This is a genomic window from Bradyrhizobium sp. MOS001 (assembly GCF_004634465.1).
Lineage (GTDB): Bacteria > Pseudomonadota > Alphaproteobacteria > Rhizobiales > Xanthobacteraceae > Bradyrhizobium > Bradyrhizobium barranii.
The window spans coordinates 130816-145678 of the sequence record NZ_SPVJ01000006.1; the positions used below are offsets into that span (position 1 = coordinate 130816).

At 65.1% G+C, this 14863-nt stretch carries 13 protein-coding genes; 6 read left to right on the forward strand and 7 right to left on the reverse strand.

Translation table 11 applies throughout. The features are described from left to right. Positions 1–2: 2 nt before the first annotated feature. From CT676_RS11615 to CT676_RS11625, 3 genes are read left to right on the forward strand one after another with little or no spacing between them, the layout of a single operon-like run. Positions 3–1112, forward strand: a complete 1110-nt coding sequence (locus tag CT676_RS11615; RefSeq protein ID WP_028148358.1) for a microcin C ABC transporter permease YejB — start codon at positions 3–5, stop codon at positions 1110–1112. Continuing rightward, positions 1112–2290, forward strand: coding sequence for an ABC transporter permease (locus CT676_RS11620; RefSeq protein ID WP_085401891.1), 1179 nt, complete (start codon positions 1112–1114; stop codon positions 2288–2290). The genes CT676_RS11615 and CT676_RS11620 overlap by 1 nt, the downstream gene beginning before the upstream one ends. Positions 2291–2297: 7 nt before the next feature. Continuing rightward, entirely contained in the window at positions 2298–3935 is a 1638-nt protein-coding gene (locus CT676_RS11625; RefSeq protein ID WP_085401890.1) for an ABC transporter ATP-binding protein, read from the forward strand. An 88-nt stretch (positions 3936–4023) separates the two neighbouring features. On the opposite strand, the gene CT676_RS11630 is transcribed toward CT676_RS11625, so the two are convergent. Beyond that, the gene (locus CT676_RS11630) at positions 4024–4878 is read right to left on the reverse strand and encodes a C40 family peptidase (RefSeq protein WP_085401889.1); all 855 of its coding nucleotides are present in this window, start codon (positions 4876–4878) and stop codon (positions 4024–4026) included. Then, on the reverse strand, positions 4871–6244 hold the full coding sequence (locus tag CT676_RS11635; protein WP_085401888.1) for a leucyl aminopeptidase family protein: 1374 nt from the start codon (positions 6242–6244) through the stop codon (positions 4871–4873). Before CT676_RS11635 ends, CT676_RS11630 begins: the two co-directional genes overlap by 8 nt. A gap of 220 nt (positions 6245–6464) precedes the next feature. Here CT676_RS11635 and CT676_RS11640 point away from each other — a divergent pair, with 220 nt between their 5' ends. From CT676_RS11640 to CT676_RS11650, 3 genes are all read left to right on the forward strand, one after another. Then, positions 6465–6668, forward strand: a complete 204-nt coding sequence (locus tag CT676_RS11640; protein WP_018454690.1) for a hypothetical protein — start codon at positions 6465–6467, stop codon at positions 6666–6668. 257 nt (positions 6669–6925) lie between these two features. Beyond that, entirely contained in the window at positions 6926–8428 is a 1503-nt protein-coding gene (locus CT676_RS11645) for a metallophosphoesterase (RefSeq protein ID WP_085401887.1), read from the forward strand. Between the two features lie 94 nt (positions 8429–8522). Then, a complete protein-coding gene (locus CT676_RS11650) occupies positions 8523–9335 on the forward strand; it encodes a tetratricopeptide repeat protein (protein WP_085401886.1) in 813 nt (270 codons plus the stop codon). A 62-nt stretch (positions 9336–9397) separates the two neighbouring features. Here CT676_RS11650 and CT676_RS11655 read toward each other — a convergent pair whose 3' ends face one another. The 5 genes from CT676_RS11655 to CT676_RS11675 are packed head-to-tail and all read right to left on the reverse strand — an operon-like array spanning position 9398 to position 14857. Further along, positions 9398–10372, reverse strand: a complete 975-nt coding sequence (locus CT676_RS11655) for a type II secretion system F family protein (protein WP_063980966.1) — start codon at positions 10370–10372, stop codon at positions 9398–9400. Between the two features lie 9 nt (positions 10373–10381). Beyond that, entirely contained in the window at positions 10382–11359 is a 978-nt protein-coding gene (locus tag CT676_RS11660; RefSeq protein WP_063980967.1) for a type II secretion system F family protein, read from the reverse strand. Between the two features lie 16 nt (positions 11360–11375). Further along, entirely contained in the window at positions 11376–12839 is a 1464-nt protein-coding gene (locus CT676_RS11665; RefSeq protein WP_071916702.1) for a CpaF family protein, read from the reverse strand. Between the two features lie 21 nt (positions 12840–12860). Further along, positions 12861–14126 (reverse strand): AAA family ATPase, encoded by a 1266-nt coding sequence (locus tag CT676_RS11670; RefSeq protein WP_085401885.1) that lies wholly within the window; start codon positions 14124–14126, stop codon positions 12861–12863. After that, the gene (locus CT676_RS11675; RefSeq protein ID WP_085401884.1) at positions 14123–14857 is read right to left on the reverse strand and encodes a CpaD family pilus assembly protein; all 735 of its coding nucleotides are present in this window, start codon (positions 14855–14857) and stop codon (positions 14123–14125) included. The genes CT676_RS11670 and CT676_RS11675 overlap by 4 nt, the downstream gene beginning before the upstream one ends. Between the last annotated feature and the right edge of the window lie 6 nt (positions 14858–14863).

A 14863-nucleotide genomic window follows, 5' to 3' on the forward strand; every position in this document is an offset into this window, starting at 1 on the left:
TCATGAGCGCCTATATCGCCCGCCGCATCCTCCTGATGATCCCGACGCTGCTCGGGATCCTCTTCGTCTCCTTCGTCGTCGTGCAGTTCGCGCCGGGCGGCCCGGTCGAGCGCGTCATCGCGCAGCTCTCGGGCGCTGACACCGGCGGCAGCTCGCGCATCTCGGGCGGCGGTGATTTCGCTCAGCGCGCGCCCGGTCAGCTGGGCGCTGGTGGCGATGCCATCAATTCGAAATATCGCGGCGCGCAGGGCCTGGACCCCGACTTCATCAAGAAGCTGGAGAAGCAATTCGGCTTCGACAAGCCGGCCCCCGAACGCTTCGCGCTGATGGTGTGGAATTTCGCCCGCTTCGATTTCGGCAACAGCTATTTTCGCGATGTCAGCGTGCTCCAGCTGATCAAGGAAAAGCTCCCGGTCTCGATCTCGCTTGGCATCTGGCTGACGCTGCTGACCTACTTGATCTCGATTCCGCTCGGCATCCGCAAGGCGGTCAAGGACGGAACGCGCTTCGACACCTGGACGTCGAGCGTACTCGTGCTCGGCTACGCGATTCCCGGCTTCCTGTTCGCGATCCTCCTGATCATCCTGTTCGCCGGAGGCTCGTTCTTCAACTGGTTCCCATTGCGCGGACTGACGTCAGACGGCTGGTCGCAATTTCCCTGGTACTGGAAGATCATCGATTACTTCTGGCATTTGACGCTGCCGCTGATCGCCATGGGGCTCGGCGCGTTCACCACCATGACGTTCCTGACCAAGAACTCGTTTCTGGATGAGATTCGCAAGCAATACGTGATGACTGCGCGCGCGAAGGGCTGCAGCGAGAATCGGGTGCTCTATGGCCACGTCTTCCGCAACGCGATGCTCATCGTGATCGCGGGCTTTCCCAGCACCTTCATTCACGCTTTCTTCTCGGGCTCGCTTCTGATCGAGACCATCTTCTCACTGGATGGGCTCGGACTGCTCAGTTTCGAGAGCGTTCTCAACCGCGACTATCCCGTGGTGTTCGGCACGCTCTTCATCTTTTCGCTCGTCGGCCTCGTGATCAACCTCATCTCTGACCTCACCTATATGTGGATCGATCCGCGGATCGATTTCGAGGCGCGGGAGGTCTGATGACACTGGCCGCCCCGACCCCGATCGAAACCACCGCAAAGTCGCCGCTCGGCGATGCCGTGCCGATCACGCGCAAGCCGTTCGTGCCATCGCCGCTCAACCGGCGGCGCTGGCAGAATTTTAGGGCGAACCGGCGCGGTTACTGGTCGTTCTGGATCTTCATGATCCTGTTCGTGGTGTCGCTGTTTGCCGAGCTGATCGCCAATGACCGGCCGTTCCTGATCAAGTACGACGGCCATCTCTACTGGCCGGCCTTCGTCACCTATTCCGAGACGACCTTCGGTGGCGACTTCGAGACGGCGGCCGACTACCGCGATCCCTATTTGCAGAAGCTGATCAAGGACAAGGGCGGCAGCATCGTCTGGCCGCTGATCCGCTATTCCTACGACACCCACAATCTCGACCTGCCGACACCGGCGCCGTCGCCGCCGACCTGGATGCTGACGGAGGCGCAGTGCAAGCCTGTCGTCGAGAAGAAGGGCCTCAAGAGCTGCCGCGACCTCGAATACAACTGGCTCGGCACCGACGATCAGGGCCGCGACGTGGTTGCGCGCCTGATCTACGGTTTCCGCATCTCGGTGCTGTTCGGCCTGTGCCTAACCATTGTCTCCTCCGTCGTCGGCATCGCGGCCGGCGCGGTGCAGGGCTATTTCGGCGGCTGGGTCGATCTGTTGTTCCAGCGTTTCATCGAGATATGGACTGCGATCCCTTCGCTCTACCTCTTGCTGATCCTCTCGTCGGTGCTCGTGCCCGGCTTCTTCGTGCTGCTCGGCATCCTGCTCCTGTTTTCCTGGGTGTCGCTGGTCGGACTCGTGCGCGCGGAATTCCTGCGCGGGCGCAATTTCGAGTACATCCAGGCCGCGCGCGCGCTGGGCGTGTCGAACGCCGTGATCATGTTCAAGCATTTGCTGCCGAACGCGATGGTCGCGACGATGACGTTCCTTCCGTTCATCGTCTCCTCGTCGGTCATGACGCTCACGGCCCTCGATTTCCTCGGCTTCGGGCTGCCGCCCGGCTCGCCGTCGCTCGGCGAACTGCTGTCGCAGGGCAAATCCAACGTGCAGGCGCCCTGGCTGGGTTTCTCCGGCTTCTTCTCGGTCGCGATCATGCTGTCGCTCTTGATCTTCATCGGCGAAGCCGTGCGCGACGCCTTCGATCCGCGCAAGACGTTCAAGTGAGGGCGTGATGGACGCGATCAACCAGCCCCTGCTTGCCGTCCGCGACCTCTCGGTGGCCTTCCACCAGGGCGGCGCGACGACGCTCGCGGTCGACAAGGTCTCGTTCCAGATCAAGCGCGGCGAATGCGTCGCGCTAGTCGGCGAGTCCGGCTCCGGCAAGTCGGTCAGCGCGCTCTCGATCCTGAAGCTTCTGCCCTATCCGAATGCCTCGCATCCCTCGGGCAGCATCCGCTTCAAGGGGCGGGAGCTGATCGACCAGTCCGAGCAGCAGATGCGGGAGATTCGCGGCAGCGATATCTCCATCATCTTCCAGGAGCCGATGACCTCGCTCAATCCGCTGCACACGATCGAGGCGCAGATCGGCGAGATCATCCAGCTCCACAATCCGACCAGCAATGCCGAAGCGCGCAAGCGGACGCTGGAACTGCTGACGCAGGTCGGCATCCCCGAGCCCGAAACGCGGCTCAACAGCTATCCGCACCAGCTCTCCGGCGGCCAGCGTCAGCGCGTCATGATCGCGATGGCGCTCGCCAACGAACCGGACCTCCTGATCGCGGACGAGCCGACCACGGCGCTCGACGTCACCGTGCAGGCGCAGATCCTGGCGCTGCTCGCCGAGATCCGCTCCCGGCTCGGCATGAGCCTGCTCTTCATCACCCACGATCTCGGCATCGTGCGCCGCATCGCCGACCATGTCTGTGTCATGAAGGGCGGTGAGATCGTCGAGCAGGGGCCGGTCGAGCAGGTCTTCAGGACCCCGAACCATCCCTATACGCGCGACCTGCTCGCGGCGGAGCCGAAGCCCGATCCGGCGCCGCCGCAGCCGAATGCACCGGTGGTGATGTCCGCCGATGATTTGAAGGTCTGGTTTCCGATCAAGCGCGGCTTGATGCGCAAGACGGTTGGCCACATCAAGGCGGTCGATGGCGTCAGCATTGCCGTACGCAAGGGCGAGACGCTCGGCGTCGTCGGCGAGTCCGGCTCGGGCAAGACCACGCTCGGGCTGGCGCTGATGCGGCTGATCTCCTCCAATGGCCGCATCGTGTTCCTCGGCAAGGACATCCAGGGCCTGCGCTTCAAGGAGATGCGACCGTTCCGGCGCGACATGCAGATCGTGTTCCAGGATCCGTTCGGCTCGCTCAGTCCGCGCATGTCGGTCGCCGACATCATCGCCGAGGGCCTCACCGTGCACCAGCCAAAGCTGTCGCGCGAGGAGCGTGAGGAGCGCGTCGTCAAGGCGCTCGAGGACGTCGGGTTGAAGGCAGACACCCGCTATCGCTATCCGCATGAGTTCTCCGGCGGCCAGCGCCAGCGCATCAGCATCGCGCGGGCGGTGGTGCTGGAGCCGGATTTCGTGGTGCTGGACGAGCCGACCAGCGCACTCGACATGCTGATTCAAGCGCAGATGGTCGACCTCTTGCGGGAGCTCCAGCGCAGGCGCGATCTCACCTACATGTTCATCTCGCACGATCTGCGCGTCGTCGCCTCGCTCGCCAGCCATCTCATCGTGATGCGCGGGGGGAAGGTGGTCGAGGAGGGACAGGCCGCCGAACTGTTCAAGAGCCCGAAGACGGATTACACACGCGCGCTGTTCGCGGCGGCGTTCCGGCTGGAGACGGCGGGGAACGGGGCGGTGGCGACGTAGTCTTCAGTCGGATGGGTAGAGCGAAGCGAAACGGCGCGTGGTGAGAATGATGGGTTTCGCTGCGCTCTACCCATCCCACGAAGTCGCGCTACAGCCGCTTGATCGCGACGATTTCGCTGCCTGCCGCCTTGATCCGCGCGATCGCCGGCTCGGTCGCCTCGATCACGGTTGCCATGTGATGCGCGTTGGCGTGAACCATGGTGCCGCCATCGCGGACGATGGCGACATGGCCCTTCCAGAAAATGAGATCGCCGCGTTGCAGCTTGGTCCGCTCATGCGTCTCCAGCGCGCGGCCGAGCCCTGCCTGCTGCATGTCGCTGTCGCGCGGGCAGCCGATGCCTGCTGCTGTCAGCGAGACCTGCACGAGGCCGGAGCAGTCGATGCCGAGGCTGCTCTTGCCGCCCCAGAGATAGGGCGTGCCGACGAAGCGTTCGGCGACCGCGACGAAGTCCGGCTCGCGGTGATCGAGCGGGGCGATATGGGCCTTCGGCAGATATTGTCCGTCGCGCGTCACGGCGAAGCTGCCGTCCTCGTGCACCACCGCAACCTTCGAGCCCAGCGCGAGCGTGCCGGCCGGCGGCAGCTTGATCGAGGGACCGGGGAAGGCGAATGTCCGGAGCGCGCTCACCTTGTGGGTCGGGGCGGCCGATGGCTTCATCAGCGCTGCATCAGGCAGCCAGCCGACATAACCATCGCCGCCAAGCTGGCCCCAGGCCCAGCCTTCGCCGTTGCGATCGTAGACCGTGACGCGTTCGCCGCGCAGCGCCTCCGTCATCAGCATCGCGTTCGACGACGGCTGCTCGCGCACGGGTGTGATCGCCTCGAACACCTCGAATTCCTCGCCCGTGACGAAGCGGTCGGCTTCCACCTTGCCTTCGAGATATTTCGCGGCGAGGTCGCCGCGCGCCGGTGTCAGCCTTGGATCGTGTCCTGGATCATGCATAGCGCTCGCTCAGCAATGTGTAGATGGCGCGCGCGGCCTGGCATTCGCCGCCTTCGGGCCGCGCCGGCTTTGCCGACGGGGTCCAGCCGTAGATGTCGACATGAAGCCAGCTCTTCGCCTGCTCGACGAACCGTTGCAGGAACAGCGCGCAGGTGATCGAGCCGGCAAAGCCGCCTGAGGGTGCGTTGGTGATGGTGGCGGTCTTGGAGTCCAGCCACGCATCGTAAGGCGGCCACAGCGGCATGCGCCACAAGGGATCGTTCTCCTTCGCCGCGCAACGCGCGACGTCGGCGGCCAGCGTCTCATCATTGGTGTAAAAGGGCGGTAAATCCGGCCCCAGCGCGACGCGCGCCGCGCCGGTCAGCGTGCCCAGATCGATCAGAAGGTCCGGCTTCTCCTCGTCGGCCAGTGCCAGCGCGTCGGCGAGCACGAGCCGGCCCTCCGCGTCGGTGTTGCCGATCTCGACCGTGATGCCCTTGCGCGAGGTGAAGATGTCGAGCGGCCGGAAGGCATTGCTGGAGACGGCATTTTCTACCGCCGGAATCAGCACGCGCAGGCGGACCTTGAGCTTCGCATCCATCACCATGCGCGCGAGCGCCAGCACGTTGGCGGCGCCGCCCATGTCCTTCTTCATGATCAGCATGCCGCTCGACGGCTTGAGGTCGAGCCCGCCGGTGTCGAAGCAGACGCCCTTGCCGACCAGCGTCACCTTGGGATGATCAGGATCGCCCCAGCCGATGTCGATCAGCCGCGGCGCGCGGTCCGAGGCCATGCCGACGGCGTGGATCAGTGGAAAATTCGTCTTCAGGTCCTCGCCGATGGTGCAGGCAAAGCTGGCACCGAATTCCGTGGCGAGCGCTTGCGCGGCCGCAGCGAGCTCTTCCGGGCCCATGTCGTTGGACGGCGTGTTGATGAGGTCGCGCGCCAGCATCGCGGCGTCCGCCATGCGATTGATCTCGGCCGCGTCCACGCCATCGGGCGGTACCAGTCGGACGGCGGGGCGGTCAGCCTTGCGGTATCGGGCGAAGCGATAGCTGCCGAGTGCAAAGGCGAGCGACGCCAACCGCGCATCGTGGGGGGCATTGGCAAAGCGATAGATGCCCGGCGGCAGCAGGCCGGGCAGGGCGCCCGGCCGGAACAGGTCGCGTGATCTCGCGCCCTCGTCCTCGAGTCCGAACAGCACTTGCGCGATCGCGCCGTCCGGCGCGGGCAGCGCGAGATAGCCGCCCGGCTTGGCGGCAAAGGCGCTCGCGGTGGCGAACTGGCGTTGCACCGGCGGCAATTTCTCGGCGACCTGATCCCAGCTCGACTTGGTGACAAAGGTGATCGGGATGGCGGTGGGCGATGTCTCGAAGACAGAAGGCATTGGCGGGTCCGGATCGTCAGATCAAGCAGGTCATGCGAACGGACGAGACTTCGCAGAGTTTCGCCGCGGCTGCAATCGGCTTTGCTGTCACCGTTCAGCGACCCGCTACTCGCCGCAGGGGGCCCATGCTAGGTTCCGGCAACGGCCGCCGGATCGACTGGGAAAAGTGTGCAGGAGATGACCGGCGGCCGAAGACGAGGCCTGCCGGGAGGAAACTGCAATGGAATTTGTGTGGAGCGTGGTCACATTCATCGGCCAGGCCGTCGAGGCGATTTTTGGTTATGTCGAGCATCATCACTGGATCTTCGCATTCCTTGCCGGCGGCTACGTCTTCTATCTCCACGACCGCTCCGTCCACGCGCGGTTCGATGCGCTCGACAAGCGCATCGACGAAATCCGCAAGCGGCTGGCCATCGAATATTGATCGGGTGAGCGAAACAATCGCCGGGCGGATCTCGTATCACAGGCTGAGAACTGCCGTTCACGAGAGCGCGGCCGCGGGGCTTTACTAGCGCCGCGGTTGTGGCATTATTGACGGATATTTTAGATTGTGCCGTGCGGTTCTGCTGGCATCTTGCGCAGCAACGCGGCGGGCCGGCTTGATATCCGGCCAAACCTGTTCGTCGAAAGCATTCTTCTCATCGTTTGGGCGGCGCAGCATTCGCAAATGAGCGGCGCAAAATGGATAGAGCGTTCGTTATTGCGCAGATTTCCGACCTGCATCTGGACGGGTCAGGCCGGCTGCTGGCGACGACCGAGGCGCTCAGTGCCGCAATCCGTGAGGCGATGGCGGACTTCGCGGACGTTCCCGATCGCATTCTGCTGATCACCGGTGATCTCGTGGACGACCCGACGCCGCGTGCGCTGGACGAAGCGCTCGCCGTCATCGCGTCCTTCCGGCAGACCGGGCTGTTCACCGACATCCAGGCGGTCGCGGGCAATCACGACGTCAAACGCCCGAAACAGCGCGCGGGCCGCCACGACGTCTATGATTATTTGCATCTGCCGCGGAGCTCGAAGAGCGTCTATTACCGCCAGGCTGGGCTTGATCTGGTGCTGCTCGACTCCAACCGCGCGAGCCTCTCGACGCTCGCGAGCGGCAATATCGACGAGAGCGCCTACAGCGCGCTTGTCGCGGATTCCGCCCGGCTGAGCGTCGAGCTCGCGGGCAGCATGGGATCCGTGGGACGCGCCGACTATGCCGAGTCGGCGGAAAACCTGGTGCGCGTACTGGCGTTGCATCATCATCCGCTGCCGCAGGCGACCGGCGAAGGAAAGCGGTTTCTCGGCGTGCCCGACGAACCGCTGATGTATCTCGCGGCGCCCGCAACTTTCCTCGAAGCGGCGACGTCGCTCAACGTCAATCTGGTCCTGCACGGACACCGGCATGTCGAGGGGCTCACCCGCTATTCGATCCCGGATCCGCGTGCCACGCGGAGCGCGAGCGGTGAAGCCTTCTGGCGTACGATCTACGTGCTCTCCTGTCCGTCCTCGACCGGGCAGGCCGGTGACGATGCCGGCTTCAACATCATTCATTTTGGCGCATCGTCCCAGGCCGGCCGCACGGAGCACCAGTTCGCGATCACGCGCTATTCGCGGCCGCGCAACGACGGCACCTTCGGGCTGCTCGACTCGAACCTGCCGGACGGCGTCATCAGGTTGCCGGCAGGACGGGATTTTTCCCGCGATCCCGCCGTCCAGTCGGCCATCGAGATCGCCTCATGTGCGATGCTGAAGCGTGATCAAGTTGTCGCACAGGCCCGCCGGCTCCTGATGCGCCGCGCTTTCTATGCCGACGGCGAGGTGGATTGGCCGAGCGCGCTCCACGCCTATCTCGTCACCTCATGGGTCTGGGCCGATATCGGGGGCAAGTTCGCGAGATCGGAGCGTAGAGATGACGCCGAGGCGCTGGCCGCGGTGAAGTTGTTGCTGCGCCGCTTGATCGAGCACTGCGCCGACGTGCTCGGCATTGACGATGTTCAGCTCGACGAGCTGCTTGCGAAGCGGCTGGTCAACCGCGACGACTTCCGGCGCGAATGGCCCGGGATGCCGAGCGCAGGCGTCGATGTTTCTCAGGCGCGGCGGCGGCTGCAATTGCTGCTGCACGACCTGAACGAGCCGGTGAGGGTGCTCGGTCTCGATCTGGCACTCGGTGGCGAGCCGCCGCCGCAGACACCGCCGTGAGGGGCAGCCAGGCTGACGTTAACCCGCCGTTAGGGTTAACAGTCTATTGCTGGCGCGTTCGGCTCGATCAATCGGCTCGTGAGTCAAAAGCGTCATGCGTCAACGGTTCAGTCTTGCCCGGCTTCTCGCGTCCACTTCGCTGGTGGCGGCAGTGGCCATGGGCCTCGGCGGCTGCACGGCCATGTCGAAACTCTCCGACGTCACAGGCTCTGTCGGGCCGCGGACGGAAGCCGCCCCCGCCGATCCCGCGCGCGCCGTCGACGTCTATGGCGAGCGCTACCGTGCCAATCCCAAGGACGCCGACGCGGCGCTCGGCTACGGCCAGGCCTTGCGCGCCAACGGCCAGCGCGCCCAGGCCGCCGCCGTGCTCGAGCAGGCGACCATCGCCAATCCCGGCAACAAGGCGCTGCTCGCGCAGTATGGCCGCGCGCTCGCCGACAACGGCAATTTTCAGCAGGCCTTCGACGTGCTGTCGAAGGCGCACTCGCCCGACAATCCGGACTGGCGCCTGCTCTCGGTGCAGGGCACCGCGCTCGATCAGATGGGCCGCCACGACGAGGCGCGTTCCTATTATGCGAGCGCGCTGAGGATCGCGCCGGGCGATCCCGGCGTGCTCTCCAATCTCGGCCTGTCCTACATGTTGTCGAAGGACCTGCCGAAGGCCGAAGAGGCGTTGCGGCAGGCCTACGCCTCGCCGCGCGCCAGTACCCGGGTGCGGCAGAATCTCGGCCTCGTCGTCGGTCTCCAGGGCCGCTTTGCCGAAGCCGAGACGATCGTGAAGGCCGACCTGCCGCCGGACCAAGCCGCGGCCAATGTCGCTTACCTCAAGGAAATGCTGAGCCGCAGCGACGCTCCGCGCGGTGCACCGAAGCGGACGCCGGTCGCCTCGCTCAGCCAGCCCGACTGATCAGAACCTGATCTTGCAATCCTGAAGCTGCCGGCGGACCGCGCGCGGTCCGCGTCTCGACGTCAGTGCAGCTCGCTGATCTTGATGCCGGTCGGTCCGAGAATGACGACGAACAGCACCGGCAGGAAGAACAGGATCATCGGCACCGTCAACTTCGGCGGCAGCGCGGCGGCCTTCTTCTCGGCCTCGTTCATGCGCATGTCGCGGTTTTCCTGCGCCATGACGCGCAAGGAATGCCCGAGCGGGGTGCCGTAGCGCTCCGCCTGCTGAAGCGCGAGACACACCGACTTGACGCCCTCGAGCCCGGTGCGCCGCGCCAGGTTCTCATAGGCGACCTTGCGATCCTGCAAATAGGACAGCTCGGCCGTGGTCAGGGTGAACTCCTCGGACAGCGCGATCGACTGGCCCACGATTTCGGTAGCGACCTTGCGGAACGCCATTTCGACCGACATGCCGGATTCGATGCAGATCAGGAGCAGGTCGAGCGCATCGGGGAAGGCGCGCTTGATCGATAGCTGGCGCTTGGAGATCGCATTCTTGAGGAACAGCATGGGCGCCTGAAGGCCGAGATAGGCCGCGCCGATGCAGATGCCGATCTTGATCGGCATCGACTGCTGCATATGCGCGATCAGGAACACGTAGATGATCGAGCCGACGAACAGCACGAGCGGAGCCACCATGCGGGCGAAGAGGAAGGTGATGTAGGGCGCCTGGCCGCGATAGCCCGCCATGATCAGCTTGTCGCGCGCGGCTTCCTGCGCGAGCCATTTGGTGAGGTTGAAGTCCTCGACGACCCGGGAGACGACCTGCTTCGGCGTTTGGCGCAGCGAGACCTTCTCGCTCTTGTTGAGGCGCTCGCGCTCGCGCTGGCGGATGCGCTCGCGCTCGCTCGCCACCGCCTTCATGCGCTTGGCGAGGCCTTCGCCGGCGAAAAGCGGCATCACCAGCGTATAGACGGTGGCGCTGGCGGCGATGGCCGCCAGCAGCATGGTCATGAAGCGGACGTCATGCAGTTTCGAAACGAGGAATTCGACCATACGGCACCATCAGAAATCGAAATTGATCATCTTCTTCATCACCATGATGCCGATCGACATCCAGACGACGCAGCCGACCAGCATGAGCTGGCCGGTCGGATGGGTCCAAAGCAGCGAGATGTAGTGCGGAGTCGTGAGATAGACGAGGAACATCACGATCGGCGGCAGCGAACCGATGATGCCGGCCGAGGCCTTGGCCTCCATCGACATCGCCTGGATCTTTTCCTTCATCTTCTTGCGGTCGCGCAGCACCTTGGAGAGGTTGCCGAGCGCTTCGGAGAGGTTGCCGCCGGATTTTTGCTGGATCGAGATGACGATGCCGAAGAAGTTGGCTTCCGGCAGCGGCATGCGCTCGTACAGACGCGAGCAGGCCTCGCCGAGCGGCATGCCGATCGCCTGGGTCTCGATGATGGCCAGGAACTCGCTGCGCAGCGGCTCGGGCGAGTCGGCGGCGACGACCTTGATCGACTCGAACAGCGGCAGGCCCGCCTTGATGCCGCGAACGATCACGTCGACCGCATCGGGCAGCGCTGCCAGGAATTTGTTTTCGCGTCGCTTCTTCAGGAAGCCCAGCGCCCAGCGCGGCAGGCCGAAGCCGCCGGCAAAGGCAAGGCCGGCGGCGCCAAGCAGGCCGCCGCCGACGAACATGGCGGCCGCGAACAGCACTCCCGCCACGACGGCGGACACGATCCAGAATTTCTGTGGCGTCCAGTCGAGCCCTGCCTGCGACAGGCGAACACCGAGCGGAACGCTCTTCTCCTGCTGGCGCCGCGCCTCGAGATCCTTGAGCGACGTCTCGACCTGCTCGCGGCGCGACCGCTGGCTCTTTTCGGTCTGCTTGGCCGCGGGCGCATCGGCGCGCGCGATCGAGGCACGGCGGTTTTCCGCCTTCCGTTCTCCGGACAGGAGCGGATAAAGGAACACCCAGGCGATGCCGCCGACGGCGGCGGTGGCTAGGAAGGCGAGGGCAAGGACCTGCATGTTCATGGCTGCGCCGATCTGCTCATGTCTTCGGCGCGACTTCCGCCGCATCGAGCGCGGCGGCAAGGCGCTTCTCGTCGCCGTAATAGCGCGCACGCTCCCAGAATTTCGGGCGGCCGATGCCGGTCGAGCGGTGCCGGCCGATGATCTTGCCGTTGGCGTCCTCGCCGACCATGTCGTAGAGGAAGATGTCCTGGGTGATGATGGTGTCGCCTTCCATGCCCATCACCTCGGTGATGTGCGTGATGCGGCGCGAGCCGTCGCGCAGGCGCGCGGCCTGGACGATGACGTCGATCGAAGCGCAGATCATCTCGCGGATGGTGCGCGAGGGCAGTGAGAAGCCGCCCATCGTGATCATGGATTCGCAGCGCGACAGTGCTTCGCGCGGATTGTTGGCGTGGAGCGTGCCCATCGAGCCGTCATGGCCGGTGTTCATGGCCTGGAGCAGGTCGAACGCCTCGGGTCCGCGGACTTCGCCGACGATGATGCGTTCGGGGCGCATACGCAGGCAGTTGCGCACCAATTCGCGCATGGTGACCTGGCCTTCGCCCTCGATGTTGGGCGGACGGGTTTCCAGTCGTACCACGTGCGGCTGCTGGAGCTGGAGCTCGGCCGCGTCTTCGCAGGTGATGATGCGCTCGTCGTGCTCGATGTAGTTGGTCAGGCAGTTGAGCAGCGTGGTCTTGCCGGAGCCGGTGCCGCCGGAGATCAGCACGTTGCAGCGGACGCGGCCGATGATCTGGAGGATTTCCGCGCCCTCCGGCGAGATCGCGCCGAACCTGACCAGCTGATCCAGCGTCAGCTTGTCCTTCCTGAATTTTCGAATGGTGAGCGTGGGCCCGTCGATCGAGAGCGGCGGCACGATGGCGTTGACGCGGGAGCCGTCGGCGAGGCGCGCGTCGCAGATCGGCGAGGATTCGTCGACGCGCCGGCCGACCTGGCTGACGATGCGCTGGCAGATGTTGAGGAGCTGCTGGTTGTCGCGGAAGCGGATGCCGGTGCGCTGGATCTTGCCGGCGACTTCGATGTAGACGGTGTCGGCGCCGTTGACCATGATGTCGGCGATGTCGTCGCGCGACAGCAGAGGCTCCAGCGGGCCGTAGCCGAGAACGTCGTTGCAGATATCGTCGAGCAGCTCTTCCTGCTCGGCGATCGACATCACGATATTCTTGATCGCGATGATCTCGTTGACGATGTCGCGGATTTCCTCGCGCGCGGACTCGGAGTCGAGCTTGGCGAGCTGGGCGAGGTCGATGGCCTCGATCAGCGCACCGAAGATCGTCGCCTTGACCTCGTAGTAATTGTCCGAGCGGCGGGATTCCATGGCCGGCGCCGGCCGTGCGGGGGCAAGCGGCGGCGAGGCGACGGCCGGCGGGGGCGGCGCGCGCGACACCGCAGGCGCCGGAGCCTGGGCAGGCTCTGGCGACACGGCGCCGGGCTTGGGAGCCCGAGTATCGGTGTCTGTTCCGCTACGCTTACCGAACACTTAACAACTCCATGCGGCGGCTTATTTTCCCCGCAACTTGTCAATCAGCGGTGAAAGCAAGGAAGACTTTTGCTTCTTCGTCTCGCTGCGGCCGGTCAGGCGCTGGGCGATCTGAAGGAACATCTCGATCGACTTGTGGTTGGCGGAGATCTCCGCGATCATCTGGCCGTTATTGGCGGCCGAGCCGAAGATCTGCGGCTCGAACGGGATCGAGACGACCGGCTGGCTCTCGATCGCCTTGGCGAACTCGGCGGCGGCAATTTCGGGCCGTTTCGGGACGCCGACCTGGTTCAGGCAGTAGAGCGGAGGCCGATCGTTGGGCCGCGAGGCCTTCAGCAGATCGAACAGGTTCTTGGTGTTGCGCAAATTGGCGAGATCAGGCGCCGCCACGATCAGGATGTCGTCCGCCCCGATCAGGGCGCGCTTGGTCCAGCCCGACCATTGATGCGGAACGTCGAGTACGATGCAGGGCATGGTGGAGCGCAGCGTGTCGAACACGGCGTCGAAGGCGTCGGTGCCGAAATCATAGACCCGGTCGAGCGTCGCCGGCGCCGCCAGCAGGCTGAGATGGTCGGTGCATTTCGATAGCAGGCGGTCGATGAAGGCGGTGTCGACGCGATCCGGCGAGAACACAGCATCCGCGATACCTTGCGGCGGGTCCTGGTTGTAGTCGAGCCCGGCGGTGCCGAAGGCGAGGTCGAGATCGGCGACGACCGAGTCCATTGCGAGGTCGCGCGCGATCGCCCAGGCGACGTTGTGGGAGATGGTGGACGCACCGACGCCGCCCTTGGCGCCGACCACGGCGATGATGCGGCCGACCGCCTTGGCTTCGGGCGCCGAGAACAGGTTGCAGATCGAGCGCACGACGTCGATCGCGCCGACCGGCGCGAGCACGTAGTCGCTGACGCCGCGGCGCACCAGCTCGCGGTAGAGCGTGACGTCGTTGATGCGGCCGATCACGACCACGCGGGTGCCGGCGTCGCAGACCGTGGCGAGATGGTCGAGGCCGGTCAGAAGATCGTTGCGGCCGTCGCTCTCAAGCACGATCACGTTCGGCGTCGGCGCCGAGCGGTAGGCTTCGATCGCCGCCGCCATGCCGCCCATCTGGATCTTCAGATGGGCCTTGCCGAGACGACGGTCCTCGCCGGCCGACTGCACCGCGGCAGCGGTCTCGACGGTCTCGCAGAAAGCCTGGACCGACACGCGCGGCGAGGGAGCAATATGCTCCTCGACCGGCGTCGGCGCCTCGGGCTGCTCTTGTTGAGTCTGGCGAGCGTAGCTGATCATTTGCCGGTGTCGCTGAGTTTGGCCTTCTCGGCCTCAGGATAGGTGGTCGCCGTCGTCGTTCCCTTGCGATACTTCTCGAAGGCCGTGGTGCGACGCGCCGTATAGGACGGCGTTTCAGGCCGCGGCTGCTCGAGGTCCGACGGATTGTCGATCATCGCCGCCATGTTGCGCTGATAGGCGCAGCCGTAATTGTAATAGTCCTTGTTCTCGAACCAGCTCTTGTTCTTCATCGAGGGGCCGATGTCGTCCGGCCACAGGCCACAGGGACCGGCGACCGCGGCGATCTTGGAATAGGTGAGCCGGATCGGCGGCAGGAAGCGCCTGTCTTCCGGCTGGTAGGGGCGAATGTTGACGCCGCGCGGCGGAACGCCCGCACCCGCCAGCATCGCCTGGATCTCGCGCATCGTGTCCGCGACCGGACGCGCGTTGGGCGTACCGGACGGCACGTCGATGCGGATGGCGCCGGTGCCTTCGTGCAGCCAGGCCGAGGCGACGCCCATCACGTCGGCGCGCTGGGCGGCGGTCAATCCGCCGCGGGCGTGGCCGACGAAGACAACGATCGAGCGGTTCTGCTCCTCGATCGCGATCGGATGGCGCTGCTTGTAATCGTCGGGGATGGAGGCCGTGACCGCTTCGTTGTGCTGGCAGCCGCCGAGGGCGAGCGCCATGCCGACGAGCGCGCCACCGAAACGGATGGCGCGTTTGCGAATCTGGGGTGGTGCTGTGATCATCGTGAA